This window comes from Pseudarthrobacter sp. MDT1-56 (genome assembly GCF_059383555.1).
The window spans coordinates 251,306-276,909 of sequence record NZ_JBWZCK010000002.1 but is presented as its reverse complement, the minus strand read 5'-3'; the positions used below and the strand labels follow the sequence as shown (position 1 = coordinate 276,909).

Sequence of the window (25,604 nt, the reverse complement as noted above, 5' to 3'; positions counted from 1 at the left end):
GGCCCGGTCCTGGTGGACCGGGCCTTTCTGGTGTTCACTGCAGCTGGCTAGCGGCTGAGCGTCTTCTGGGTGTCGGCTGCTTCGATTGCCTCGTGGTCGCCGTGGTCGCCGTGGTGGCCATGGGCCGCCTCAAGCTCAGCGGGTGTGGCTGGGGCAACCCGGTCCTCGAAGAACCACTGCGACAGCTTCGCGCGGCGCTTCTCTTTCTTGTCGACGACGCCGTTGGCGTTCGGCTCCGCGGGAAGCGGAGACGGCGACTCGAAGCCGACGAGCTTGTAGCGCTTGTATTCGTCCAGCGGGGCGTGGACCTCGATGAATTCGCCGTGCGGCAGGCGCACGATGCGGCCGGTTTCGCGGCCGTGAAGGGCAATCTCCCGGTCCTTGCGCTGCAGGGCCAGGGCAATGCGCTTCGTGACAATGAAGGCGATGACCGGGCCGATGAAGAACAGTGCCCGCAGCCAGTAGGTCACATCGTTCAGCGACACGTGGAAGTGCGTGGCGATGAGGTCTGAGCCTGCCGCTGCCCACATGACGCAGTACCAGACGAAGCCGGCCATGCCGATGGCAGTGCGGGTCGGGGCGTTGCGCGGACGGTCCAGAACGTGGTGCTCGCGGTCGTCCTTGGTGATCCACCGTTCGATCCACGGGTACATGAACATCACGGTGAAGAGAATTCCGGCCGGCACCAGGGCCGGGAGCAGTACGTTGAAGCTGAAGACCTGGCCGAACCAGACCTGCTCGACGCTCCAGTTACCGATGGTGCCCGGCATGAGGCGGAGTGCACCGTCAACGAACCCGATATACCAGTCCGGCTGGGTTCCGGCCGAGACGGGGGACGGGTCGTAGGGGCCGTAGTTCCAGATCGGGTTGATGGTGAAGAACCCTGCCATGAGGGCGACGACACCGAAGACAATGAAGAAGAAGCCGCCAGCCTTCGCCGCGTACACCGGGCCGAGCGGGTAGCCGACGACATTGCCGTCGTTGCGTCCCGGGCCGGGGTACTGGGTGTGCTTGTGCACGACCACCATAAAGAGGTGCATCACGATCATCAGGAGGATGAGCGCGGGTACCAGCAGGATGTGAAGCATGTACAGGCGGCCGATAACCATCGTGCCGGGGAATTCCCCGCCGAAGAGGAAGAACGAGATGTACGTTCCGATCACCGGAATGGACTTGATCACTCCGTCGATGATGCGCAGGCCGTTGCCGGAGAGCAGATCATCGGGGAGGGAGTAGCCGGTGAAGCCGGCAGCCATCGAGAGGATGAGCAGCACGCTGCCCACCACCCAGTTCATTTCACGGGGCTTGCGGAACGCGCCGGTGAAGAAGACGCGGAGCATGTGCACGGAGACCGAGGCGACAAACAGCAGCGCGGACCAGTGGTGGACCTGGCGCATGAACAGACCGCCGCGGACATCGAAGGAGATATCCAGTGAGGAGCTGTAGGCCACCGACATTTCCACGTTCTTCAGCGGCATGTAGGAGCCCTGGTAACGCGTCTCCGCCATCGAGGGATCGAAGAAAAACGTCAGGAACGTGCCCGAGAACAGCAGAATGACGAAGGAGTACAGCGCCACCTCGCCGAACATGAAGGACCAGTGGTCGGGGAAAACCTTGCGGCCGAATTCGCGGAGCATGCCGGAACCGCCGACGCGCTCGTCAACGAAGTTGGTAATGCGGCCGCCCTTGGTCTTGGCGACGAAGGCGGGGGCATTAGGCGTTGATGCTGCGCTCATGCTCATCACGCTCCCAATAGCTAGGTCCTACAGGTTCTTTGAAGTCGCTGGTAGCGACCAGGTAGCCCTCGGAATCAACCGCGATTGGCAGCTGGGGGAGGGGCCGGCTGGCCGGGCCAAAGATAACCTTGCATTCCTGGGTCAGGTCGAAGGTTGACTGGTGGCACGGGCAGAGCAGGTGGTGTGTCTGCTGCTCGTACAGGGCAACAGGGCAACCAACGTGGGTGCAGATCTTGGAGTAGGCGACTATCCCGTTATAGCCCCAGTCCTCGCGTCCCGGGGAAGGATTGAGCGATTCCGGGTTAAGGCGCATCAGCAGAACAACGGCCTTGGCCTTTTCTTCCAGCTTGTGTTCGTGCAGTTCGTTCAGGCCTTCCGGAATGACATGGAAAGCTGAACCGATGGTCACATCGGCTGCCTTGATGGGGGTGCCGTCAGGATCGCGGGTGAGCCGCTTGAGCTTGCCCTCCTGCGGTGCCCACATTGTGTGCTTCAGGGCGTCGTCAGGACGCGGACCCAGATCACCGAAGATGGCAAGGGCCGGCAGGGGAGCCAGCGCCACGGCGCCCAGGAGGGTGTTGCGGATCAGCGGACGGCGCTTGATGCCGGTTTCCTCGGCGATGTCGTCGACGATCCGGACAGCGGCCTGGCGGTCTTCCTCGGTGCGGATGGCATGGCGCTCTTCCGAGACTTCATGGTCCGGCATGAGGGCTTTGGCCCAGTGCACGATGCCGGTGCCGATGCCAAGCATGGCAAAGGCGGTGCCGAGGCCCAGCAGCATGTTCTGCAGCCGGACCGTCGCGATCCCGGTACCGTCCCCCAGATCGATGGCAAAGTACGCCACCAGGAATATCAGGGTGCCAACGACCGAGGTCCCGAACAGAAGGGCTACCTGCCGTTCTGCTCGTTTGGCGGCCTTCGGGTCCGTGTCGGCCAGGCGCAAACGATGCGGAGGAAGTCCAGGATCCTGGAACTTCTCCACCTCATTCTGACCAGCCGTAGCTACGGTGCCCGAGTGGTTCGGACTGCCGTCACTATGGTTGCCCATAATTCGCCTCATCCCTCTCTCGTCTCGGCGAATGCCGAGTTAGCTTTCAATTCAAACTGCTGACGGGTCAGCAGAAAACTCTTACAGGTGCAGCAGGTAGGCTTAGGACGTCCGGGACGTAAGCCAGATGGTGAAGGCAATGATGACGCCCAGCCCGGCGATCCAGACAAACAGACCCTCGGACACCGGACCCAAAGCACCCAGATCCGCGCCGCCGGGTGAACCGTTGGCTTCGATCTGCTTCAGGAACGTGATGATGTCGCGCTTGCCCTCGGGACCGATGTTGGCGTCGCTGAAGACCGGCATGTTCTGCGGGCCGGTGACCATCGCTTCGTAGATGTGCTTTTCGGAGACACCGCTCAGGGCCGGAGCGAACTTGCCCCGGGTCAGGGCGCCTCCGGCAGCCGCAGCGTTGTGGCACATGGCACAGTTCACGCGGAACAGTTCCCCGCCCTTGGCGGCGTCGCCCTGGCCATCGAGGACACTTGCCTCCGGGATGGACGGGCCGGGGCCGAGCGAAGCAACGTAAGCGGACAGCTGGTGCGTCTGCTCCTCGTTGAACTGGGCGGGCTTCTTGTAGGCCTGCGGGCCGTTCATCTGCATGGGCATACGGCCGGTGCCAACCTGGAAGTCAACGGCGGCAGCGCCGACGCCAACCAGGGAGGGGCCGGCTTGGGACCCGCTGGCACCCATGCCATGGCAGGTGGCGCAGTTGGCGGCAAAGAGCTTGCCGCCTTCCTCTGCGTCATTTGCGCTGAAGCTGGTAGTGGCTTTGGCCTGGTTGACGGTGGTGGCTACGGCGTACAGCCCACCAGTGACCAGGAGGCCCATCAGCAGCAGTGCAATTGCTGCGAGCGGGTGACGTCGCTTCTGCGAGAGTGCCTTCACGTGGTGGTTCCTTTTTTCGATCCTGCGTTGGCTCCGGGAGCCACTTCTTAAAATTCTACCTCTTGTAGAACAAGAGTCAGGTTTTGCTACTTGAGCACGTAGATGACCAGGAAGAGGCCGATCCAGACGACGTCGACGAAGTGCCAGTAGTAGGAGGTGACAATCGCGGAGGTTGCTTCGAAGTGGCCGAACTTCTTCGCTGCGAAGGAGCGGCCCATGATGAGGAGGAAGGCAACCAGTCCGCCGATAACGTGCAGGCCGTGGAAGCCCGTGGTGATGTAGAACGCCGAGCCATAAGCATTGGAGGAGAGTGAGACATGCTCGGAAACGAGCATGGCGTACTCAGCCGCCTGGCCGGCCACGAAGAAGGCACCCATGATGAATGTCACGGTGAACCATTCGTTCATTCCCCAGCGGGTGAAGCTGAGGGGTCCGCCGCTTCGACGCGGCTGAAGCCGCTCAGCGGCGAAGACGCCCATCTGGCAAGTAAAGGAACTTGCCACAAGGACGATCGTGTTGATGAGCGCAAAGGGGAAGTTGAGCTTGGCTGTCTCGTCGGCCCACATCTGTCCGGAAGTCGAACGGAGTGTGAAGTACATGGCGAAGAGACCGGCGAAGAACATCAACTCACTGGACAGCCAGACTACGGTTCCAACAGAAACCATGTTCGGGCGATTCAGCGTCGGGTGCGCCGGGGTACTGGGGGCATGGGTCGCAGATGTCACATAGACATTATGTCTATAAAACTCCCTCCTGCCCAACGCAAACCGCGTTTTGGGAGGACTTTTTCTACAAAGACGCGAATTCGCGCGGAAAAGTTCCCGGAGCCGTTCACATTGGTCTTTGCGGTGCGCACCTCGATAGCATCGGAACGTGACTTCTCAGGCATCTGCACAGGCGGCAGTCAACACGTGGCCGCGGCTCATCAACGCACTTATTGACGGTACGGATCTCACCACCGGCAGCACGGAGTGGGCGATGAACTCCATCATGTCGGGAGAGGCCACACCGGCACAGGTTGCCGGCTTCCTCGTGGCGCTGCGTTCCAAGGGCGAGACCGTGGATGAACTTGTCGGCCTGGTCGAGGCGATGATCGCGAACGCAAGCCCCATTGAGATAGCGGGGCAAAAGCTGGACATCGTCGGCACCGGGGGAGACCAGCAGAACACGGTCAACATCTCCACGATGGCCGCGCTGATCGCGGCCGGCGCCGGCGCCAAGGTGGTTAAGCACGGCAACCGTGCAGCGTCTTCCACCTCCGGGTCCGCCGACGTCCTTGAAGCCTTGGGCGTACGGCTGGACCTGCCGATCCCACGGGTGGCCCTCAACGCCGAAGAGGCAGGCATTACTTTCTGCTTCGCCCAGGTGTTCCACCCCTCGATGCGTTATGCCGCCGTCGCGCGCCGCGAACTCGGCGTGCCGACGGCCTTCAACTTCCTGGGCCCCATGATCAACCCGGCCCACGTGCAGGCCTCGGCAGTGGGTGTGGCCAATGAACGAATGGCCCCGTTGGTGGCCGGAGTGCTGGCCAAGCGGGGCAGCCGCGGGCTGGTGTTCCGCGGGAATGACGGACTCGATGAGCTCACCACCACCGGGCCCTCCCGGGTGTGGGAGATCCGGAATGGCACGGTGATCGAGGAAGTGTTCGACCCTCGTGACCTCGGCATCCGCCAGGCCACCCTTGAGGAGCTGCGCGGCGGGGACGCTGCGGCCAACGCCGCCGTTGTGCGGTCCGTGCTTGCCGGCGGGCCCGGTTCGGCGCGGGATGCCGCCCTGTTGAACGCCGCTGCCGGACTGGTGGCTTTTGATCTGGATGCTGTCGGACCGTTCAGCGAGCGGATGGCCGCCGCGTTGAAGCGTGCGGAAGAGTCCATCGAGTCGGGTGCGGCAGCGGCCGTGCTGGACCGGTGGGTCGCACTCTCGCGCAGCTGAACTGTCCCGGGTACGCCGGCCGCCTGGCAACTCAGCTGCCGGGTCCGGGTCCCGCGGACGCCTACTGCGCGAAGCCTACTGTTCGAATCCGAGCGCGAAGGCCGCGTCGAGGTCGTGCTGGGAATAGGCCCGGAACGCGATCTGGGTGGTGGTGTGGACCACGCCGGCCACCTTGGAAAGCTTGTCCGCGATGACATCCGCCAGATCGTCGTGCTTCGGAACCCGGGCGATCGCGATGAGGTCCCACTCGCCGGTCACGGAGTAGACCTCGCTGATGCCCTGGATGGCGGAGATTTCTTCCGCGGTCTCCGGGATGCGGGAAGCGTCTGTCTTAATCAGGACGAAAGCGGTGACCACGTGTGAGCCTTTCCGGATCTGTTGCGTCGTTGCCGGCCGGGTATAGGCGCCCAGACGGTACTCCTCCGGGCCTCGGCCATGTCCTTGCAAGCCTAGTCCATTACGCCCCGCGGCGCCGTGTGTTGAGCCGCCGGACACCAGCGGCCATCAGACGGTATCCGAGCAGCAGAAGTCCCAGGCTGAGCAGCGCCACGATGACGAACGGCAGGACCACTGTCTGCCCGGTGACGGCGCGCAGGAGCATGCCAACAGTGACCGTGCCGAGCCAGACGCCGACGCCGGCCGGCCAGAGGGCCAGGGGAGAGCGCCATACGCGCAGTGCCAGCCAGGAGAGCGCCGCACCGACGAGGAAGGGCCAGGCCGTGGAAAATACGCCGATAACGATGTCCCCGCGCTGATGGGCGTCCCGGCCGATGGCTGCGAAGACGAGGATCAATGCGGCATCAGTGCAGGCGGCCAGCACTGCCGTCCGCCGTGCCATCGTTCCTGACGCGGAGGGGGTGGCTGTAGGGCGGGGGAGCGGAGGCGTGGCGGAAGGCATGCTCCAAGCGTAGCCGCGCACGCTGGAAGGCCGAAGATCGCGCTTTCGTCGCAGCGGTCTGGCTGGCGGGGCCTATCAGGGCGCCGCCCTTCGTTGTGCCGGTTATCCGGCAGGACTAGGCTCGGGCTGGTAACCCCGCACTGCCGCCGGACTCCGCCATGCGGCACGGGCCCAACGGAAAGGTGACAGACCGTGGCCGAGAAGATCACGACCTGCTTGTGGTTCGACAACCAGGCGGAGGAAGCCGCCGAGTTCTACACGTCCGTCTTCGACGGCGGGAAGGTGCTGGATGTCTCCCGCTACGGCGAGGGCGGTCCCGGTCCGTCAGGCCAGGCGATCACCGTGCGGTTCGAAATCGAGGGCCGGACCTTCACAGCCTTGAACGGCGGGCCGGCGTTCACCTTCAACGAGTCGATCTCCTTCGTCATCGACTGCTCCAGCCAGGAGGAAGTGGACCGATACTGGGACGCCCTGGGTGCGGGCGGCACCGAAAGCCAGTGCGGCTGGCTCAAGGACCGGTACGGGGTCTCATGGCAGGTGGTCCCCTCCGTGCTGGGCGAGCTGATTGGGGGCCCGGACCCGGAGGGGTCCCAACGCGCCATGCAGGCCATGCTGGGTATGCAGAAGCTTGATATCGCGGCGCTGCAGAAGGCCTACGACGGCAGCTAGGCGGGGGCGGCGGGCCCGGACGGCACCGGCGCCGCGGCGGAGTTGGCCGTTGGGTCTTGCCGTCGGTTTCTCCCAGGGTGTCCAATCCATATAGACAGCCGAACGCTGCCCGGAGGCCGGCGGTCCGGCCGCCCGACGGATGCAAGCCAGGAGGTTCCCATGGCCGCGAAAGACGCCAAGGTTCCGGCGAAGGCCGCCAGCCGGGGCACCTCCGAACTCCGGAGGGCCGACGCCGCTGATATCCGGCCGCCCGACCAGCCGGAGCTGATCCGGAATGTGGCGCTGGTTGGCCATTCCGGCGCCGGGAAGACGATGCTGGCCGAGGCGCTGCTGGCCGCGACGGGTGTGATTTCGCGGAAGGGCTCAATTACCGAAGGCACCACCGTGAGTGACTCGGAGCCTGCCGCGGTCCACCAGCAACGATCCGTCGCCCTCTCCGTGGTGCCCGTAATGGTCGGCAGCGTCAAGGTGAACCTCCTCGATACGCCGGGCTACCCTGACTTCGTCGGCGAACTGCGCGCCGGGCTGCGCGCGGCGGACGCGGCGCTTTTCGTCGTCTCGGCTGTTGACGACATTGATGTTGCCACCACAGCGCTGTGGGCAGAATGCCAGCGCGTTGGGGTGCCGCGGGCCGTGGTGGTCAGCCGGCTGGACCATCCCCGGGCGGACTTCGACGCGGCGCTCGAGAGATGCCAGCAGGCTTTCGGTGACACTGTGCTTCCGCTTTACCTGCCGGTCCGTACCGGGGCGGAAGTCACCGGATTACTGGGACTGCTCTCGGACACCGTGTCGGAACAGCCGGCGGATGATGCGCTGCCCGTGTCCCGGACGGCCGACGACGTCGAACGCGCCGCCTCTGCGGCGGCGCGGGGAGCGCTCATCGAAGGGATCATCGCCGAGAGCGAGGATGAGTCCTTGATGGACCGGTACCTCGGCGGCGAGGAGATCCCGCCTGACATCCTCATCAGCGACCTGGAAACGGCATTCACGAGGGGATCCTTCCACCCGGTGATCGCCACGTCCGCGGAGACCGGCGTCGGGCTGGCGGAACTGCTGGAAGTCGTGGCAGGGGCGTTCCCGTCGCCTACAGAACGTGAGCGGCCTGCGGTGTCCCACCTTGATGGCACCCCGGCCGCGCCGCTGGACTGCGACCCTGCGGGGCCGCTGCTGTGCGAAGTGGTGCGCACCATGATCGACCCGTTCCTGGGCCGCGTCTGCCTGGTCCGCCTCTTCTCCGGCACCCTGCGCGAGGACACGGCCGTCCATGTGGCCGGGCACGGCCTGGCGGACCGGGGCCACGCCGACCACGACAGCGACGAGCGTGTCTCCCACGTGTATTCCCCGCTGGGATCCAGCCTGCGGCCGGTGCCGTTCAGCGTGGCGGGAGACATCTGCGCCCTCACGAAACTGGGGGCGGCTGAGACCGGTGACACGGTATCGGCCAAGGAACTGCCGCTGCTGATCCAGCCGTGGGAGATGCCGGACGCGCTGCTGCCGGTTGCCGTCGAGGCGGCCTCCCATGGCGATGAGGATGCCCTGGCCCGGAGCCTGGGAAAGGTTGCGGCCGGGGACCCGGCGCTTCGGGTGGAACGGAACGCGGAGACGCACCAACTGATCCTCTGGTGCATGGGCGAGGCGCACGCGGATGTCGTCCTGGGCAGGTTGCGCGAGCAGGGCGTCAACCTGCACACGGTCGACGTGGTCACTCCGCTGCGGGAGACGTTTGCCGGGCCCGCGGCGGGCCATGGCCGGCACGTCAAGCAGTCGGGCGGCCACGGTCAGTACGCCGTTTGCGACATCGATGTGGAGCCTTTGGACCGCGGAGCCGGCTTTGAATTCGTCGACAAAACCGTGGGAGGGGTGATTCCGGGACCCTTCATCGCCTCCGTGGAGAAGGGCGTGCGGACGCAGATGCAGAAGGGCGTCTCGGCCGGCTTCCCGGTGGTGGATATCCGGGTGACCCTGCTCGACGGCAAGGCCCACAGTGTGGATTCCTCGGACGCCGCCTTTCAGGCCGCGGGGGCATTGGCCCTGCGAGAGGCCGCGGCGGCGGGACGCATCCAACTGCTGGAACCCGTCTCGGCCGTCATCATCAGCGTCTCGGATGAGCATGTGGGCGCGGTGATGAGTGACCTGTCATCGCGCCGGGCCCGTCTGACCGGAACGACGTCGACCGGGGGAGCCCTGACTGAAATCACCGCCGAAGTGCCGGACCAGGAGCTGTTGCGGTACACGATCGAGCTGCGTGCCCTGACGTCCGGGAGCGGCCGTTTCAGCCGGAGCTACCTGCGCCACGAACCGGTGCCCGCCGCCGCCGCCCGCGCCGCCACGAAGGACTGAGGGCCAGCGTCCGGGACGCGTGACGGGGACTCCGCCGAGTTGCCTATTTGAGCACCTCGCTGAGCGGGACGTACTTCAGATTTGACGTGGCGCCGCCGGTGTTGGTGGCATCGTGGACCACCAGCAGGCCCTCTTCGAACTGCGGTCCGGCATTCAGGCTCGTGACGTCCAAACCGTCCGTGCCCGTCACGGCGTCGATAGTTCCGTTGGCGGCGATGGAGAAGCTCTTGATGTAAGGGTTGTTTCCGGACCGGTCGTAGATGGCGATGGTTGAGTTGCCCTGGCTGGACACGAAAAGGTATCCGGCGCCATTGGCGCCGTAAGCAATGGTCATCCCCTCGATGTCGGCCACCAGCCTGCCTGCTCCTGCCGCGTCCACAGAGGTGCGGGTGGTTCCCGCACCGGGTTCGGCGCCGTACTTCCAGATCGCCACGTCCTCCTGGCCGACATACAAGTGACCCAGCTCGTCATCGGCCACGCAGCCTTCTGTGATGCTGTTGATCGGCAGTGTCCTCACAAGGGCGGCGTCCACCTTTCCCGTTCCGTTGTCGAACAGTTCGAACTGCTGGATCGAACCTGACACGTTCGGTGTGACGAAGGCGTAGAACTTCCCGCTCACCTTGCTGTGGTACATGCAAAAACCGTAGTTGGGTGCGAAGGTCGGGATGTTGCGCGCGGCCGAAGGTGACAGGGTTCTCGTCGTTGTATTCAATGACCACAATGCCAGCGTGTTGTTGGTCCGGTTGTTGGCACCTACAAGCACGGTTGAGTTCCCTGACAGCGGGAAGCCGGTCCTCAGGTCAACGTTGCCGATCATCCCGTCCGCCCGGAACTGGATCAACTTGCCCGCCATGTCATACACACCGATGCCCCCGCCGGAGCTCGCCTTGTTGTCAGCAATCACAACGCTGTTGGCCGGTGCTGCCGGGTCAACCCAAATGGCAGAGTCGTCCGAAATATCACCCGAACCCGTGAAACCGACGGTTTCGATTGCCGTCAAGGGACCTGACACGGGCGCCGGGGTCGGGGTCGGCGTGGCTGTCGGCGTGGCTGTCGGCGTAGGCGTCGGGGTCGGCGTGGCTGTCGGCGTGGCTGTCGGCGTCGGGGTCGCCGTCGGCGATGGTGTGGCTGTCGGCGTGACAGTGGGAGTGGGGGTCGTGGTTGCGGTGGGGCTTTCCGTGGGCGTTGTTGTTGCCGGCGAGTAGGTGATCACAAGCTGCGGTGGCCGGACAGTCTCCCGCGACGCCAAGTTGCCCTGGACCCCGGGTGTTGTGTTGAGGCCAAAACTGACGCTGCCGCTGACGGGTACCGAACTGACATGCAGGGTAGCGCTCGCGTAGGTACCCGATCTCAGGATGCTGGAACGGGCAAGCTCGGCGGCTTGCCAAGCGGGCTGATTTGCCGAAGTAACAGTGGTTTCCTGCCAGGCGTTGCTCGATGGATGAACAATCAGGCTGGCACTCACCGAGGAATTGGAATGCATCCGGAGGCTGGCGCCGGACACGACGCTCCCGGCGGGCAGGGATATGTTGAAGCGCACCAACACGTGGTACGAGTTCTGCGATATGGCCAGCGAGGTTGCGCGGCCATAATTCTTTTGGGGGGAGGACGTATAGACGTACGTATCCGCCGCCGCATTGATAGTCACCGTCGTGGGTGCGGCGAAGGCTACCGTGGACCCGCTGAGCCAAACCACGGCTCCAAGCAAGACCACAACGAGAAAGGCCCCTAGCGTTCGGATGTGAGTGAGCATGACACACCACCTGGGCCTACAGGGCGCAGGCCATTATCAAGCGCGAACACAGGGAACAACGCGGTGGACGTAGGCGTCCGCCGGCCGGGGACAGCACCGAGCACGACCGGGCTACACTGCGGCAGTATGTGCTTCGACGCCAGTATGCGTCTGGAAGGACCTTGGAGCCCCTAAGGAGAGTGGGCTGTAGTGGGAAGTATGCTGAGCATTAGTGACCCGTGTCAAGCATTCGCGGAGAGAACTGTGACTGGCCGTGAACACCGCGCGGCACGGCCGTGGACAGCGGCGTGGGACGAGGCGTCATTGGAGCACCTCGGTGAGCGGGACGTACTTCAGGTTCGACGTACTGCCGCCCTGGTTGGATTCGTCGTGGACCACCAGCAGCCCCTGCTCGAACTTCGGTCCGACGTTTTCAACGGTCACGGCCAGGCCGTCGGTCCCTGTCACCGCGTCCACTGACCCATTGCCGGCGACCTCGAAAGTCTTGAGGAACGTGTTGTCTCCGGCCCTGTCGTAGATGGCGATGGTGGAGTTGCCCTGGCTGGATACGAAAAGGTACCCCGTCCCATCCGCGCCGGTGGCGATACCCATCCCCTCGATGTCCGCCTCCAGCCGGCCTGCCCCCACTTCGTCCACGGAACGGCGACCGGTTCCAGCGTCCGGTTCCGCGCCGTACTTCCAGACCCCACTGTCCTCCTGGCCGACGTATAGGTGGCCGAGTTCATCATCAGCGACGCAGCTCTCGGTGATGCTGCTGACCGGCAGTGTCCGGACGAGGGTGGCGTCAACCTTGCCTGCGCCGTCATCGACCAGCTCGAATTGCTGGACCGAGCCGGGTCCGTTGGGTGTCACAAAGGCGTAGAACTTTCCGCTGGCCTGGCTGCGGTACAGGCAGAAACCGTAGTTGGGTGCCTCAGTCTCGATGATTCGGGCTGCAACCGGTGACAGGGTCCTGGCTGCGGTGTCAAGGGACCATAATGCGAGCGTGTTGTCCGACCGGTTGTTGCCACCGACCAAAACCATCGACGACCCCGACGACGGGAATCCGGTCCGCAGGTCGACGTTGCCGATCATTCCGTCGGGCCGGAAGTGGATGAGCTTGCCGCTCATATCGAAGACCCCGATACCCCCGCCTGACTGCGACTTGTTGTCAGCAATCACCACGCTGTTGGCGGGGTCGGCAGGATCGGCCCAAATCGCGGAGTCATCCGAAATGTCTCCCGAACCCGAAAATGCCTCCGTTTCGAGGGCAGGCAAGGCACTCGGATCCTCCAGTCCGGGGGTGGGGGAGTCCGTGGGAGCGGGAAATGCCGGGGGACTGGTCGCTGACTGGGAAGCCGGCGGGGGCGGGGCCGGGCCGGGTCCGCAACCGATCAGGGCAGAAGTGCACAGCACAGCCAGCGCGGGCAACACGGCTGCATTCCGGGCGTGGCCGGCCATTGCTCGCTCCCTGGTCCCTGTTGTTTCTGGCCAAACGTTGACGTCTTGGGAGTATGTGGACACAGTGCCGCGCCTGTCAAGCATCGTAGGACCGGCTGGACTCAGCTTTCCGAGGCGACTTGCCTGGGGTCGGATGCTCGACTGCCTCGGCCGCGCTCCAGCCAAGGAAAAATCCCTTGTCCTTGGCGGTGCACGGCCGTTCGGGGAACGAAGAAGTATTGAATTATAAGCAAGCTTATGTTTTCCTGCTTCTAAGTCTTGCCACAGGCTTAATCCGAATCCATTGTCAAAGGACTGCTGACATGGTTGACTTCACGGAATTTTCGGCACCAAACGGGCAAATCCGGCAAGCCATCGAGAACCAGCTTGTCGTGGACTACTTGGACCTGGCGGAGTCGCTGGCAGCCCGCTTCGCCAACAGGGGCCGCGAACGGGAAGACCTGACCCAGGTGGCCTATTTGGCGCTCGTTAAGGCCGCACGGGCGTTCGACGAATCCAAAGGGACCAGCTTTCCTGGTTTTGCCGCCCCCACCATCACGGGCGAGCTCAAACGCTACCTGCGCGATCGTTGCTGGGTCGTCCGGCCCCCGCGCCGTATCCAGAATCTGCGTACCCAGCTTCTACGCGAGGGGCCCGAACTGGCCCAGGCCCTTGGTCGGACTCCGAGTCCAGCCGAACTGGCGCGGGAAATGGGCGTTCCCGTCGGGGACGTCCTGGAGGCGGCAGCAGCAGCGTCCAGCATGCGCCCGGATTCACTCGATGCTACCGCTGGCTGTGGCGAGGCTCCGCCGCTCATGGAGGCGCTTGCGGTTCAGGACCCGACATTGGAGCACCTGGACGAACTCATCTGCCTCACCCAGGCCATCAAGGAATTATCCAGCGACGAGCGGGAGCTGTTGTACCGTCGCTACTTCTTTGAGGAAAATCAGACCGACCTGGCCAAGCGGTTTGGCGTGTCACAGATGCAGATCTCACGCCGGCTTTCACGAGTGCTCGTGCGTCTGCAGCAACGGCTCTCCGAGGGAGAGCCCTACAGCAGCCCCAGATCCCGGACGGCTTCCAGGACTTCCTGAACCGAGACACCCAGTAGCGCTGGGTCCGGGTCCGGGGCGAACGTGTCGCCCCGCCGCAGCTCAGCCTTGGTCAAAGCGATATGCGGCCCTGCCGGTGGGCCCCATTCCTCCGGGGTGGCGGGCCCGAACAGCACCACGGAGGGCCGCCCGTAGGCGGAGGCCAGGTGGGCGGCGCCCGTGTCAGCTGAAACTACCAGGCGTGCGCAGGCCACCAGTGCCGCGAATTCCCGCAGCGATTGCCTCCCGGCCAGGACCGCTGGAACCGAGGCCCCGGACCGCTCGGCAACTTCCAGGGCCCGCTCCCGGTCGGCTGCACCGCCGGTAAAGACGACGCTGTGGCCGGCTTCCCGCAGCCTGCGGGAGACCTCGGCGAAGCGGTGTGCCGGCCAAAGCCGGCTGCCGTAGGCGGCACCCACATGGACAATCGTGGCCCCTGGCGGTTGAGCGGGGAGGCCAGGGGTGGGGAGGAACAACTCCTGCGGGTCGGCGTCGATTCCGTGCCACTGCAACAGCCGCGTCCAGCGCTCCCGCTCGTGGATGCCGCTGCGCCACGGTGGTCCAACAGCCCGATCCGAACGGTGGGAAATGATGCTGTTTGGCTGGAGCGCCTCGAGGAGGGACTGGCTCTCGGGCCCCCGGCCATGAAGGTTCACGGCAATGTCCACCATCCCGGGTTCCAGCGACAGAGGTTCGTCCAGCCCGTGGGCCGGCAGCAACTCGAACCCGCCCACCAAGGCGACAGCATCTTCGAGCCAGCTTTGTGCCGCGTACAGGAGCCGGTGCTCCGGGTAGGCGCGACGGAGTCCGTGCAGGGCCGGCACGGCCACGAGGAGATCGCCGAGCTTGAGCGCCCGCAGGACCAACAGGACCGGTCTTCCAGTGTCCCCAAGTCCGCCCATCGCGGCCGCCCTTCGTTGTCTCTGATTTCGGATTCTAGTCCGGAGAAAGAACCCGTTGGGAGTTTAGCCGGGGCGTCATCGGGGAACGAGGCAGTTATGGAACCTTCCGCCGGACTTCCGCTGAGAGCCGTCCTGTTCGACCGGGACGGCACCCTCGTTCGCGATGTGCCCTACAACGGCGATCCGGCCCGGGTGCACCTGATGCCCCAAGCGAGGCAGGTACTGCATTGCCTCAGGTCCCGCGGCATCGCCACAGGGGTCCTAAGTAACCAGTCCGGGATTGGCCGCGGCATGTTGACCTTTGACGAAGTTGCTGCTGTGAACATGAGGATTGAGCAACTGCTGGGCCCCTTCGATGTGTGGGACATTTGTCCGCACCGCCCCGAGGACGGCTGCACGTGCCGGAAACCGGCGCCAGGGCTGATCCGCCGGGCCTGCCGGCGGCTGGGAATTGTGCCCGCTGAGGCAGCCTATGTCGGTGACATCGGAAGCGACGTCGAGGCTGCCCACGCGGCAGGAGCCCGGGGCGTGATGGTCCCCACGGAACTGACCCTGCCTGCTGAAGTTGAGGCTGCTCCGGAGGTGGCTGCTGACCTTCGTTCCGCAATAAACCTCCTGTTGGCGGCGCCGTCCGGAAGGAAAGCCCCGTGAGCCGCGTCCTGGTTGCCCGGCTTGACGGTGTGGGCGACGTCCTGCTGGCCGGGCCGGCGGTCCGCGCCGTTGCATTCGGGCGGCGGCCCGATGGCGGCGCCCCGAACGACGTCATCATGTTGTGTGGCCCGGAGGGGGAGTCTGCCGCGTCGCTTCTACCGGGCACTTCGGAGGTCTATAGCTGGAGTTGTCCGTGGATAGTGAAGCCGGCGCCCAGGCTTGAGCAGGCCCAGCTTGAGATGCTTGCATCGTTCGTCCGGGACTCAAGGATCGACGAAGCTGTCATCCTGACGTCGTTCCATCAGTCCCCGCTGCCGCTTGCCCTGCTGCTGCGACTGGCCGGCGTGGACCGTATCTCCGGAGCCTCCACGGACTATGCCGGCAGCCTGATGGATGTGCGGCTACGGCCGGGCGAGGATTTTCCCGAGGACCAGCCGGAAGCGGAGCGCGCCCTGGGCATCGCGGAGGCGGCCGGCTTCCGGCTGCCCGCCGGAGATGACGGCAAGCTCCGGGTGCAGGACTATCCCGATGTGCGCCCGCTGGTAGGCGAGGAGCCCTATGTGGTGGTCCACCCCGGGACTGCTGCCCCGTCACGGGCGTGGCCCCCGCTGCACCATGCTGCGGCGGTAGAGTTGCTCGAGGGAGCAGCACACCGGGTTGTGGTCACCGGTGGCCGGGGTGAAACCGGGTTGACGGCCACGGTGGCCGGGCCCTCGGCGCTGGATCTCGGGGGGCGCACGGACCTGAAGACCTTGGCCGGCGTGCTGGCCGGGGCCAAGGCCCTGGTCACGGGAAACACCGGCCCGGCGCACCTAGCGGCCGCGGTGGGCACACCGGTGGCATGTTTATTCTCTCCGGTGGTGCCCGCGATCCGCTGGGCACCCTACGGAGTGCCGCTGGAAATCCTGGGCGACCAGGCTGCACCCTGCAGGCTCAGCCGCGCAACGGAGTGTCCGGTCGCGGGGCATCCCTGCCTATCTTCCGTGGCTCCCGAACAACTCGTGGACGCGGTGGAACGGCTTATTAGAGGCGTGTCCTCGCTGTCCACCCGCCGAAAGGTCCGACACCCATGAGAGTACTTCTCTGGCACGTGCACGGCTCGTGGACTGATGCTTTCGTCCGGGGCAGCCATGAGTACCTCCTGCCGGTACTCCCCGGACAGGGGCCCTGGGGCCTGGGCCGCGCTGGCCGGCCCTGGCCGTCCTCCGTCCGTGAGGTACGGCTCGATGCACTTGACGCGGACAGCGTGGATGCCGTCGTCCTGCAAAGGCCGGAGGAACTGGCGGCGGTGAGCCGCGCCCTGGGCCGGACGCCCGGCAAGGACCTGCCTGCCGCGTATGTGGAACACAACAGTCCCCGGGGCGACGTGCCGAACTCGGTCCACCCGCTGGCCGACCAGCAGTCCATCCCGGTTGTGCACGTGACGTATTTCAATGAACTCTTTTGGGATAACGGCTCCGGACCGACGCTGGTGATTGAACACGGCGTTCACGATCCCGGTCCCGCCTACACCGGCGAGATCCCGGAACTGGCCGCCGTCGTTAATGAGCCGGTGCGGCGGGGGCGGGTCGTCGGAACAGACCTCCTGGGTCGCTTTGCCGCGGCAGCGCCGTTGCGGATCTTTGGCATGGGCGGCAACGGGCTGTCCGACGCCGTGGGTCTTCCGGCGCCGAGGCTGGCAGTGCTTGGGGACCTGCCCAAGGATGAACTGCACCGGGAAATGTCCCGCTGCCGGGTCTACCTCCATCCCTTCCGCTGGACGTCCCTGGGCCTGGCACTGCTGGAGGCCATGCATCTTGGCATGCCCGTCGTGGCCTTGGCTACCACGGAGGCGGTACGCGCGGTGCCGCCGGAAGCCGGTGCGATCTCAACCAGTGTGGACGAGCTGGTTCGTGCCTCGCGGTTGCTCATCGACAACCCGCAGGAAGCGCGCCGGCGCGGAGGTATCGCCCGGGAGGTGGCTCTGGACCGCTACGGACTGCCTGCTTTCCTTGCTGCCTGGGATGCCCTGCTGGCGGAGTTGTCCGACCCTCGGTTCAGGACCGGACGGCTTGTCATGCCAACCCAAGAAAGGAAGAGGCAGTGAAAATTTCGATGGTTTCCGAGCACGCCAGCCCGCTGGCGGCCCTCGGCGGAGTCGACGCCGGCGGCCAGAACGTCCATGTGGCGGCGTTGGCTGCCGCGCTGGCAAGACGGGGCCACCACATAACGGTCTACACGAGGCGGGACGCGGACGACCTCCCGGGCAGGGTACGGATCTTTCCGCGCGTTGAAGTGGTCCATATCCAGGCCGGTCCGGCGCGCCACGTCCCCAAGGACGAACTTCTTCCCTTCATGGGAGAGCTGGCCAGCGGAATTTCACGCGACTGGGAGGACCGGCCACCAGACCTCGTTCACGGGCACTTCTGGATGTCGGGCCTGGCGGCCCTCGCCGCGACCCGCCAAAGTCCCGCCGGAGTCCACATCCCGGTGGTCCAGACCTTCCACGCGCTGGGCACGGTGAAGCGCCGCCATCAAGGCAGCGCGGACACCAGCCCCTTCGAAAGGCGGTGGCTGGAACCCTCCGTGGGGCGGAGCGCCGACCGGATCATCGCCACCTGCTCCGACGAAGTCTTCGAGCTGAAGTCGATGGGGATCCCGCCAGGGAGGATCTCGATAGCCCCGTGCGGTGTGGACCTGGACCTTTTCCCGGGTTTCGGACCGGCGGACAGGCGCGGCCGGTCCCACCGGATCCTCTCTGTTGGACGCCTTGTGCCCCGAAAGGGCGTCGACGTGGTCATCCGGGCCCTGCCGCTGCTCCGGGATGCCGGACTTCCCGACGTCGAACTCCTGGTCGTCGGGGGCGGCGGTGACGCAACGGAGACAGAGGCAGACTCTGAAGCCCGCCGCCTGCTGGCCATCGCCTCAGAGCTGGGCGTCCGGCAGCAGGTGAGCTTCCGGGGACAGGTGCCCCGCGAGTCCATGCCCGGAATCTTCCGCAGCGCGGATGCCGTCGTCTGCACCCCGTGGTACGAGCCCTTCGGCATCGTCCCCCTCGAAGCCATGGCGTGCGGCATCCCGGTGGTCGCCGCTGCCGTGGGTGGTCTCCGCGACACCGTGGTGGATAAGGGAACCGGCCTGCACGTTCCGCCCCGGGACCCGGAAGCAACCGCCGGGGCCCTCGCCCGGCTGTTGGCCGACCAGGGGCTGCGCCAAACTCTGGGCCGCGCCGGCCAGCAACGTGCCCGGTCGCGCTACAGCTGGGACAGGGTGGCCGCCGACACCGAGAAGGCGTATCTGCAGTCTCTTACCGGAACCGTTGCGGGGCGGCGGCCCGAGACCCGCGACCGGCTCCATCCCGTGGAAGGAGCAGCGCTGTGAGCGCCGAATTGCCTCTTGCCGATGTGCATATCCCGGCCCCGTTGGCACTGCGGTCCGGGAAGGAAGCAGCCGCTGGCAGGAGCGTCGTCGGCTGGTCCGCTCCGGACCCGGCCGCAGCTGTCGAGGCCCACCTGCACAATGTGTTGCCCGCCCTGGACTCGCTGCGCAGCCAGTCCCCACGCCTGGCTGCCTGGGGCGAGGAACTCGCCCGGCGGCTAATGGCCGGTAACCGGCTGCTCGCGGCCGGGAATGGGGGTTCCGCGGCAGAGGCTCAACACCTCACGGCAGAGCTCGTGGGGCGCTTCGACGGCGAAAGGGCTCCGTTCTCCGCCATTTCCCTGCACGCCGACACTTCGGCTGTGACAGCCATCGCCAATGATTATGGGTTTGAGGAACTCTACGCACGGCAGGTCCGGGCGCACGGCCGCCCCCGGGACATCCTGATGCTGCTGTCCACCAGCGGCAAGAGCCCCAATCTTCTGCTGGCCGCCAAGACCGCAGCCCGGATGGGAGTCACCACCTGGGCCCTGACCGGACGGGGTCCGAACCCGCTATCCCTCAGCTGCGACGAAACGATCGCCATCGAGGGGCCCGCGGCCAACGCCCAGGAATGCCATTTGATTGCCTTGCATGCCATCTGCCGGGCTTTCGACGCCGAGGTCGATCGCGACGGCCTCCGGGGAGTGCGGCAGGGGGCGCGGCCATGAAGATCGTAGTGGTCGGTGATGTGTTGCTCGACGTTGACCTGGATGGCACGGCCACCCGGCTCTCCCCGGACGCGCCTGTCCCCGTCGTCGACGTCTCGGCTGTCCGGGGGAGGGCCGGGGGTGCCGGCCTCGTAGCCCGGATGCTCGCGGGCGACGGACACGAGGTTTGCCTCGTGACGGCACTCGGCAGGGACGACCCTGGCCGCCGGCTCGTCGAGGAGCTGGCGGGCATCACCGTGGTCGCAGGGCACTCGGGGGCGCCGACCCCGGTCAAGACCCGGCTCCGGGCTGACGGCCACCCGGTGGCCAGATTCGATGAAGGGTGCCAGGTCCGTCCAGCGCCCAACGTGACGCCGGGCATGCTCGAGGCGGTGGAGGGCGCCGGGGCCCTGATTGTGGCGGACTATGGCCGTGGCCTGACGTCGCACCCAACCCTTCGCGCAATGATCGCGCGGCTCGCCCGGAGCATTCCTGTCGTCTGGGACCCGCACCCTGCCGGAGCCGATCCTGTTCCCGGCATCGCCGTTGTGACGCCGAACCTTTCCGAGGCCCGAGCCGCCGCGGCCGGGTCACCGTGCCCGCCGGCCGGCGTGCCTGAAATCGCGGGTAAGCTGCTACGCCATTGGCAGAGCAACGCCGTTCTGGTCACACAGGGTGGGCACGGAGCGACCCTCGTGCGCGCTTCATCCCCGGCACACGTTCAGCTTCCCGCGCCGAGCATCACCGTGGCGGATACCTGCGGTGCCGGTGACAGGCTGGCTGGCAGCCTCGCAGCCCATCTCATGACCGGACGAGACGTTGAAGAGTCCTGCCGCCGGGCCGTCCGGGAGGCGGCGGCGTTCCTGGCTGCCGGCGGCGTCGCCGCCCTGCCGTCCTTGCCGCCGACGCTGCCGTTTCCTGGGAAAGCTGCTGACGCCCTGGGAGTGGTCCGCCGCGTACGGGCGGCCGGTGGCACCGTGGTGGCGACGGGAGGGTGCTTCGATCTCCTGCACGCCGGACACGCCCGCACTCTCGCAGCTGCCAGGAGCCTGGGGGACTGCCTCATCGTCTGCCTGAACTCAGACGCATCGGCCCGCCGCATCAAGGGGGCCTCCCGTCCCATCATCGGCCAACAGGACCGGACGGAACTGCTGCTGTCCCTCGAGTGCGTGGACGCGGTGCTGGTATTCGATGAGGACACCCCGGAAAAGTCCCTTGACCTGCTGCGTCCGGACATCTGGGTGAAGGGCGGTGACTACGACCCCACGCAGCTGCCCGAAACCGCCCTGGTGGAGAGCTGGGGCGGCCGCTGCCTGGTGGTCCCCTACCACCCGGCGCGCTCCACCACCCGGCTCGCTGCTGCACTGGCCAGGGTGGGCTGAACAGAAGTAGCGGACCGGCAAGAAGGGGGCCCGTCAAGCCATCCGGCCAGACATGGGCCGGGACAATGAAAGGAACATCATGAATAAAGTCACGTCACCCGCACTGCCCGGCTCCGGACGGGTGTTGGTGAGCGGTGGAGCATCAGGACTCGGCGCCGCCGTCGTCGACGCCGTCCTCGAAGCCGGCGGCACGCCGTTCGTGCTCGACCGCGACGTCCGGAACGTGGCCGCGGCGAAGGCGATCGAAGTCGATGTCGCGGACCGTGCAGCGGTGACGGCCGCCGTCACACAGGCGGCGGAGGCTCTGGGCGGTCTGGACGCCGTGGTCACGGCGGCCGGGATCGACCGGTGCGGGAAGCTCGAGGACGTCCCTGCCGGCGATTGGGAACAAGTCATCTTCGTCAATCTTCTGGGAACAGTCTCCGTCGTGCGGGCAGCCCTGCCCTATCTCAAATCCTCCGGAGGACGCGTGGTCACGGTCGCCTCGACACTGGGCAAACGGGCGTTGCCCGAGGCCTCAGCCTATTGCGCGTCCAAGTTCGGCGTAATCGGGTTCAGCCAGGCCCTTGCCGCGGAGACCGGAGCGGAGATCGGGGTGACCACGCTGATCCCGGGCGGCATGAAGACACGGTTCTTCGACGACCGGCCGGAGCAGTACAAGCCCCGGGACGATTCGCGCCTGAACGATCCTGCCAGGGTGGCGCAGGCTGTTGTGTTCGCACTCTCGCAGCCTCCCGGCTGCGAGATCCGGGAGTTAGTCATCTGCCATGCGCGAGAGGATTCGTGGCCGTGAACTGGCGGACGTCCCGGTAGACGTCTGCCGCGCTGATTCCCGCCAGCAGGGACGTATCATGCGCGCAGCGGGCAGCTGTCCACCCCACCTGGGTGATGTCAGCGCCGCACTCGGGGCACCGGGTCGCCCAGGAGAGATGGACGCGGTGCACGCTGCGTCCCAGGGGACCGGCGTTGATCAGGTTCCCCACCCAGTACAGGCCCACGGTCGGAGTGCCCAGGGCCTGGGCCAGGTGCCGGGGTCCGCTGTCGTTGCCCAGAAGTACATCGCAGCTGTCCAGCAGCGCCGCCAGCGTGCCGAGGCCGAACCTGCCGGCAACAGAGGCGACCCGGTCCGACCCGGCGGCCTCCACGACCTCGTCCGCCAGTTTCCGCTCTTCCGGGGTACCGATGACCAGCACGCGGCAACCATCGGCGGCGCACGCCGCCGCGACCTCACCGAAACGTCCTGCCGGCCAGCGGCGTCGGGGATCAGTGGCCCCTGGATGGATGACCACAACGGGGGTCGCCGGGCTGTCATCACGGCGGTGAAGCAACTCCTGGACCTGGACAACGTTCTGGTCCAACGGACTCAGCCTGGCTTCCAGCCCGGCCGGGGGAGCGCCCGCCAGCCCTGCCACTTCCAGACCACGAAGCGGTTCGTGCTGGAAGTAAAGATAAGGCAGGCTGCGTTCCAGCGGAGCGGCGTCCGCCGTCCGCGAGCCAACGGTGTGACGTGCCCCAAGCCGCACCAGGAAGGGGTTGGAAAATCTTCCACCACCGTGCAGTTGGACGGCCAGGTCGAATTCTTCCCGCTGCGTGGATTCGAAGAACGCCTCGATCGCTGCCGGGTCTTCGTGTCCGGGCCTGACTCCTTCCGCTATGGGCAGGATCCGGACGTCGCGTACTGGGCCCGCGGTATTACTGAGGAGCTCAGCGTGGCACGGGGTCCCCAGCAGCGTGACAGACGCTCCGGGGTAGGCGGCTGCAAGGGCGGAGATGGCGGGGAGGGCAAACAGAATGTCCCCCAACCCCCCGCCCCGCAGCACTGCGATCCGAGAGACGTCCGGGAACTTCTCGAGGACAGGGCCAACTCCCCAGCCGGTGATACCGGCCCCTCCGAATTCCGCCGTGAGGTCTTCCAACAAGCTGTCCTGTCCGTCCTGTGCCCCCTGTGGTGGGCCCACCCTAAGTCCCGGCGCCGTGGTTTGGCTACGACCAGGGCGCGAGTCGATTCCGGAAGAGCCGTGCGAACCGGGGCGGGTACTCCCGGGTATTTGGATTACCCGGCAGCAAGGGAGTGTAGATGCGCACGCGTCGGGGTATGGGTCTGCATAGGGAGACCATCTGCAGGATTACGGTCTTGGAGGCGGCTCCGTGCCCATCGGTCCACAGCGGCAACACCGGGAGGGATTCACATGTCCAAGATCGTCCAATACGGCGGGAGTAATTCTGCGCAGATGCCCCCACCGCCATTTCACCAGGCCGCCAGAGACGGCGCGGATGGGAGGAGGCCGTGATCCAACCCCCACGGCAGGACGACGACGCCGCGCGGGTCGCGCTAAGCGGGCAGCGGGGCCTGACCGGATGGCTGCCCGGCCGGCTGGCGGAAGTGGAGCCGGCCATAGCCGTAATCGGCGACGTTATGCTCGATGGTTGGTGGTCCGGTCCCATCCAGCGCCTCTGTCGGGAAGCGCCGGCCCCGGTGGTGGAAATCAGCCAGCGCCGGTTCGCCCCGGGCGGAGCTGCCAACACGGCGATGAACCTCGCTGCCCTTGGGGCCAAGGTGAAGCTCGCCGGCATTGTGGGGTGCGACGAAGCGGCCACCGAGCTCTTGCGCCAGTTAGCGGGTGCAGGAGTGGACACCAGCCACGTTCATCAGAGTCCCGACGCGGTCACCACTACCAAAACCCGCATCAGCAGCAGCGGCCAGGTGCTGCTCCGGCTTGACGATGTTCAGTGCGAGATCCCGGCAGAGGCCATGGACGCGCTGGCAATGACTATCCCACAGGTGCTTTTGGACCAGCAGGCCGTAGTGATCTGCGACTACGGCGCCGGAACGCTCAAAGGACCGGTGCGGAGCGGACTTCTGGGCCCTCTCCAGATGCGCTCAGGAGTCCTCGTGGTCGTAGACGCACATCAGCCCTCTGCCTGGGCTCAGATGAAACCCGACCTCGCCACCCCGAACGCGGTGGAAGCGGCTGACATACTCGGGCTGAAGTTCGACGTGGGAACAAACCGGGCGGCCGTCGTCGAGGAGCACCGGCAGGAGCTGCTTGAGGCGGCCGGGGCTGAGGCGGTGGTTGTCACCCTGGACCGGGATGGGACGGTCCTGCTGCCCCGCTCCGGGGACGTCCACCGAACCTGGGCACGGCCGGTGCAGGAAAAACAGGCCTCCGGAGCCGGAGACACCTTCGTGGCGGCACTCACGATGGCTCGGACGGCGTCGCTGCCCCTGACCACCAGCGTGGACCTGGCCCAGGCGGCGGCTGACATTGCCGTTCACCGTCCCGGTACCTCCGTGTGCAGTACCGAGGATCTCAGCCGACACCTGGAAGGCTTCCTGGACACCGCCGTCGACGCCGACGAGCTCGCCTTCCATATCAGCCGGCACCGCGGGGAGGGCCACCGGATCGTCCTCACCAATGGCTGCTTCGACGTCCTGCATCGGGGCCACACCCGGTATCTCAACCAGGCCAAGCAACTGGGCGATGTCCTGGTGGTGGCGCTGAACAGCGACGCTTCCGTCCGTCAGCTCAAAGGTCCCGGACGCCCCATCAACACCATCACCGACCGTGCCGGCGTGATCGCAGCGCTCAGCTGCGTGGACTACGTCACTGTCTTTGACACGCCCACGCCCATTCCCCTGATCCAGAAGATCCGGCCCGAGATCTACGCCAAGGGGGGTGACTACACTCCGGGGATGCTGGCGGAAACGGCCGCCGTGGAACGCTACGGAGGACGGGTCGCAATTCTCGACTACGTGGCGGATCAGTCCACTACCGCCGTCGTGGACCGGATCCGCAACAGCAACTCAGGACCCTGGAACGGAGACTGATCCGGGCGCCGGTCCCGCGTTCCGCCCCGTGAGGCCCTGTCATGCGTCCGGCCCGGCCGTTCGTGGGAACGGCCGGGCCGGACATCGGGCCCGAAAGGGTCAGTGCTGACCGAGGCTTCCTCCGGCCGGGGGGACAGGGCCGGGTCGGTCTCCCAGGCCCCGTTCGCGTTCGCCCGCGCTGGTGGTGTCGCTCAGGGATGTCCCGTCGGATTCGCCGTCGGTATCAACGAGGCCGTTGGTCTGGTCGAACGGCTTCGCGTCCGACCGGTCAACGGTGTCGTTCGCGGAAGGGGTCGTGTCCTGGGCGAGTCCCTCACCAGGGAACACGCTGCCTGCCGTGCCGGTGGGGGGCACCGCACTGGGTGGCGTCGTTGCTGGCGGCACAGCTTGCGCATTGTCGGGTGACACGTCCGGGCCAGAGTCCTTGTGGCCTGCCGCCGCCACGCCTGCGGCGGCTGCGGCAACTAGTCCAACGCCGGCAACGACTTTGCCTGAAACGCCGGCTTTGCCGCTGTCGCCCCGGGAGCCCGCTGCCGCGTCAGCGCCTGGTGTGCCGGTAGGCGCGCCTTCGTTGACGGTGCCGCGCCAGGCACCCGTTGCATAGCCCTCGTCTTCGATGAAGGCCTTGAACCGGTTGAGGTCGTTCTCGGCCTGCTTGTCCACAATGTTGAGCTTGTCGCCAACCTTTTCCACGATGCCTTCGGGTTCGTATTCAAGTGACAACTGCACGGAGGTCTGCCCGCCGCCGAGGTCTTCGAACGACACGGAGCCTGCGTTGGTGGCGCCCTCGGTCGCGGCCCATGCCACTTTCCGGTCCGGGACCTGCTCCAGGATCCGGGTCTGCCATTGCCGGCGCACCCCGGCGATCTCTGCAATCCACTCAAGCCGGTCGTCGCTGAGCTGCTTGACGCTCTTTACCCCGCCCATGAAGTGGGGAAACTCTTCGAACTGGGTCCACTGGTTATAGGCCACGCTCACTGGAACGTTGACCAGGATCCGCTTTTCAACCTTGGTGCTCAC

Annotated in this window: 23 protein-coding genes; 12 read left to right on the top strand and 11 right to left on the bottom strand. The window is 66.0% G+C overall.

Annotated elements, in window-relative coordinates; translation table 11 throughout:
- Positions 1-47 precede the first annotated feature (47 nt).
- The 4 genes from qcrB to ctaE all read right to left on the bottom strand — a co-directional run bounded on the left by qcrB (position 48) and on the right by ctaE (position 4,433).
- A complete protein-coding gene (gene qcrB / locus AC50YC_RS04510) occupies positions 48-1,736 on the bottom strand; it encodes a cytochrome bc1 complex cytochrome b subunit (RefSeq protein WP_494952386.1) in 1,689 nt (562 codons plus the stop codon).
- Positions 1,714-2,784, bottom strand: a complete 1,071-nt coding sequence (qcrA, locus tag AC50YC_RS04505; protein WP_494952385.1) for a cytochrome bc1 complex Rieske iron-sulfur subunit — start codon at positions 2,782-2,784, stop codon at positions 1,714-1,716. Before qcrA ends, qcrB begins: the two co-directional genes overlap by 23 nt.
- A 102-nt stretch (positions 2,785-2,886) precedes the next feature.
- A complete protein-coding gene (gene qcrC / locus AC50YC_RS04500) occupies positions 2,887-3,672 on the bottom strand; it encodes a cytochrome bc1 complex diheme cytochrome c subunit (RefSeq protein WP_494952384.1) in 786 nt (261 codons plus the stop codon).
- A gap of 86 nt (positions 3,673-3,758) precedes the next feature.
- Positions 3,759-4,433, bottom strand: coding sequence for an aa3-type cytochrome oxidase subunit III (gene ctaE / locus AC50YC_RS04495; protein WP_494952383.1), 675 nt, complete (start codon positions 4,431-4,433; stop codon positions 3,759-3,761).
- A 112-nt stretch (positions 4,434-4,545) separates the two neighbouring features.
- Between ctaE and trpD the strand changes: the two genes are divergently transcribed.
- Complete coding sequence (trpD, locus tag AC50YC_RS04490; protein ID WP_494952382.1) at positions 4,546-5,604, top strand: anthranilate phosphoribosyltransferase; 1,059 nt, start codon at positions 4,546-4,548, stop codon at positions 5,602-5,604.
- A 75-nt stretch (positions 5,605-5,679) separates the two neighbouring features.
- Here trpD and AC50YC_RS04485 read toward each other — a convergent pair whose 3' ends face one another.
- Both AC50YC_RS04485 and AC50YC_RS04480 read right to left on the bottom strand, forming a co-directional pair.
- A complete protein-coding gene (locus AC50YC_RS04485; protein WP_282379365.1) occupies positions 5,680-5,961 on the bottom strand; it encodes an Lrp/AsnC family transcriptional regulator in 282 nt (93 codons plus the stop codon).
- 100 nt (positions 5,962-6,061) lie between these two features.
- Positions 6,062-6,442 (bottom strand): DUF3054 domain-containing protein, encoded by a 381-nt coding sequence (locus tag AC50YC_RS04480; RefSeq protein WP_494952381.1) that lies wholly within the window; start codon positions 6,440-6,442, stop codon positions 6,062-6,064.
- A gap of 252 nt (positions 6,443-6,694) precedes the next feature.
- On the opposite strand from AC50YC_RS04480, the gene AC50YC_RS04475 reads away from it, so the two are divergent.
- Positions 6,695-7,171, top strand: coding sequence for a VOC family protein (locus AC50YC_RS04475; RefSeq protein ID WP_494952380.1), 477 nt, complete (start codon positions 6,695-6,697; stop codon positions 7,169-7,171).
- 159 nt (positions 7,172-7,330) lie between these two features.
- On the top strand, positions 7,331-9,511 hold the full coding sequence (locus AC50YC_RS04470) for an elongation factor G-like protein EF-G2 (protein WP_494952379.1): 2,181 nt from the start codon (positions 7,331-7,333) through the stop codon (positions 9,509-9,511).
- A 43-nt stretch (positions 9,512-9,554) separates the two neighbouring features.
- Here AC50YC_RS04470 and AC50YC_RS04465 read toward each other — a convergent pair whose 3' ends face one another.
- Together AC50YC_RS04465 and AC50YC_RS04460 are read right to left on the bottom strand one after the other, a co-directional pair.
- Positions 9,555-11,264 carry a phytase gene (locus tag AC50YC_RS04465; protein ID WP_494952378.1) on the bottom strand — a complete coding sequence of 570 codons (1,710 nt, stop codon included), beginning with the start codon at positions 11,262-11,264 and terminating at the stop codon, positions 9,555-9,557.
- Between the two features lie 300 nt (positions 11,265-11,564).
- Positions 11,565-12,521 carry a phytase gene (locus AC50YC_RS04460; protein WP_494952377.1) on the bottom strand — a complete coding sequence of 319 codons (957 nt, stop codon included), beginning with the start codon at positions 12,519-12,521 and terminating at the stop codon, positions 11,565-11,567.
- A 485-nt stretch (positions 12,522-13,006) separates the two neighbouring features.
- Between AC50YC_RS04460 and AC50YC_RS04455 the strand changes: the two genes are divergently transcribed.
- Complete coding sequence (locus tag AC50YC_RS04455; RefSeq protein ID WP_494952376.1) at positions 13,007-13,777, top strand: sigma-70 family RNA polymerase sigma factor; 771 nt, start codon at positions 13,007-13,009, stop codon at positions 13,775-13,777.
- Here the strand turns inward: AC50YC_RS04455 and AC50YC_RS04450 are convergent.
- Positions 13,735-14,676, bottom strand: coding sequence for a glycosyltransferase family 9 protein (locus AC50YC_RS04450; protein ID WP_494952375.1), 942 nt, complete (start codon positions 14,674-14,676; stop codon positions 13,735-13,737). The two genes, AC50YC_RS04455 and AC50YC_RS04450, sit on opposite strands and share 43 nt — an antisense overlap.
- Positions 14,677-14,772: 96 nt before the next feature.
- On the opposite strand from AC50YC_RS04450, the gene AC50YC_RS04445 reads away from it, so the two are divergent.
- From AC50YC_RS04445 to AC50YC_RS04415, 7 genes are all read left to right on the top strand, one after another.
- Complete coding sequence (locus AC50YC_RS04445) at positions 14,773-15,327, top strand: D-glycero-alpha-D-manno-heptose-1,7-bisphosphate 7-phosphatase (RefSeq protein WP_494952374.1); 555 nt, start codon at positions 14,773-14,775, stop codon at positions 15,325-15,327.
- Positions 15,324-16,400, top strand: a complete 1,077-nt coding sequence (locus AC50YC_RS04440; RefSeq protein WP_494952373.1) for a glycosyltransferase family 9 protein — start codon at positions 15,324-15,326, stop codon at positions 16,398-16,400. Before AC50YC_RS04445 ends, AC50YC_RS04440 begins: the two co-directional genes overlap by 4 nt.
- On the top strand, positions 16,397-17,413 hold the full coding sequence (locus AC50YC_RS04435) for a glycosyltransferase (RefSeq protein ID WP_494952372.1): 1,017 nt from the start codon (positions 16,397-16,399) through the stop codon (positions 17,411-17,413). Before AC50YC_RS04440 ends, AC50YC_RS04435 begins: the two co-directional genes overlap by 4 nt.
- Positions 17,410-18,687 carry a glycosyltransferase gene (locus AC50YC_RS04430; protein ID WP_494952371.1) on the top strand — a complete coding sequence of 426 codons (1,278 nt, stop codon included), beginning with the start codon at positions 17,410-17,412 and terminating at the stop codon, positions 18,685-18,687. The genes AC50YC_RS04435 and AC50YC_RS04430 overlap by 4 nt, the downstream gene beginning before the upstream one ends.
- Entirely contained in the window at positions 18,684-19,394 is a 711-nt protein-coding gene (locus tag AC50YC_RS04425; protein ID WP_494952370.1) for a D-sedoheptulose-7-phosphate isomerase, read from the top strand. Before AC50YC_RS04430 ends, AC50YC_RS04425 begins: the two co-directional genes overlap by 4 nt.
- Complete coding sequence (locus AC50YC_RS04420) at positions 19,391-20,755, top strand: PfkB family carbohydrate kinase (protein WP_494952369.1); 1,365 nt, start codon at positions 19,391-19,393, stop codon at positions 20,753-20,755. Before AC50YC_RS04425 ends, AC50YC_RS04420 begins: the two co-directional genes overlap by 4 nt.
- Before the next feature lie 79 nt (positions 20,756-20,834).
- Complete coding sequence (locus AC50YC_RS04415) at positions 20,835-21,548, top strand: SDR family oxidoreductase (RefSeq protein ID WP_494952368.1); 714 nt, start codon at positions 20,835-20,837, stop codon at positions 21,546-21,548.
- Here the strand turns inward: AC50YC_RS04415 and AC50YC_RS04410 are convergent.
- Positions 21,514-22,671 carry a glycosyltransferase family 9 protein gene (locus AC50YC_RS04410; protein WP_494952367.1) on the bottom strand — a complete coding sequence of 386 codons (1,158 nt, stop codon included), beginning with the start codon at positions 22,669-22,671 and terminating at the stop codon, positions 21,514-21,516. The two genes, AC50YC_RS04415 and AC50YC_RS04410, sit on opposite strands and share 35 nt — an antisense overlap.
- 371 nt (positions 22,672-23,042) lie before the next feature.
- On the opposite strand from AC50YC_RS04410, the gene rfaE2 reads away from it, so the two are divergent.
- Entirely contained in the window at positions 23,043-24,584 is a 1,542-nt protein-coding gene (gene rfaE2 / locus AC50YC_RS04405) for a D-glycero-beta-D-manno-heptose 1-phosphate adenylyltransferase (RefSeq protein ID WP_494952366.1), read from the top strand.
- 99 nt (positions 24,585-24,683) lie between these two features.
- Here rfaE2 and AC50YC_RS04400 read toward each other — a convergent pair whose 3' ends face one another.
- On the bottom strand, positions 24,684-25,604 hold the full coding sequence (locus AC50YC_RS04400) for an SRPBCC family protein (RefSeq protein ID WP_494952365.1): 921 nt from the start codon (positions 25,602-25,604) through the stop codon (positions 24,684-24,686).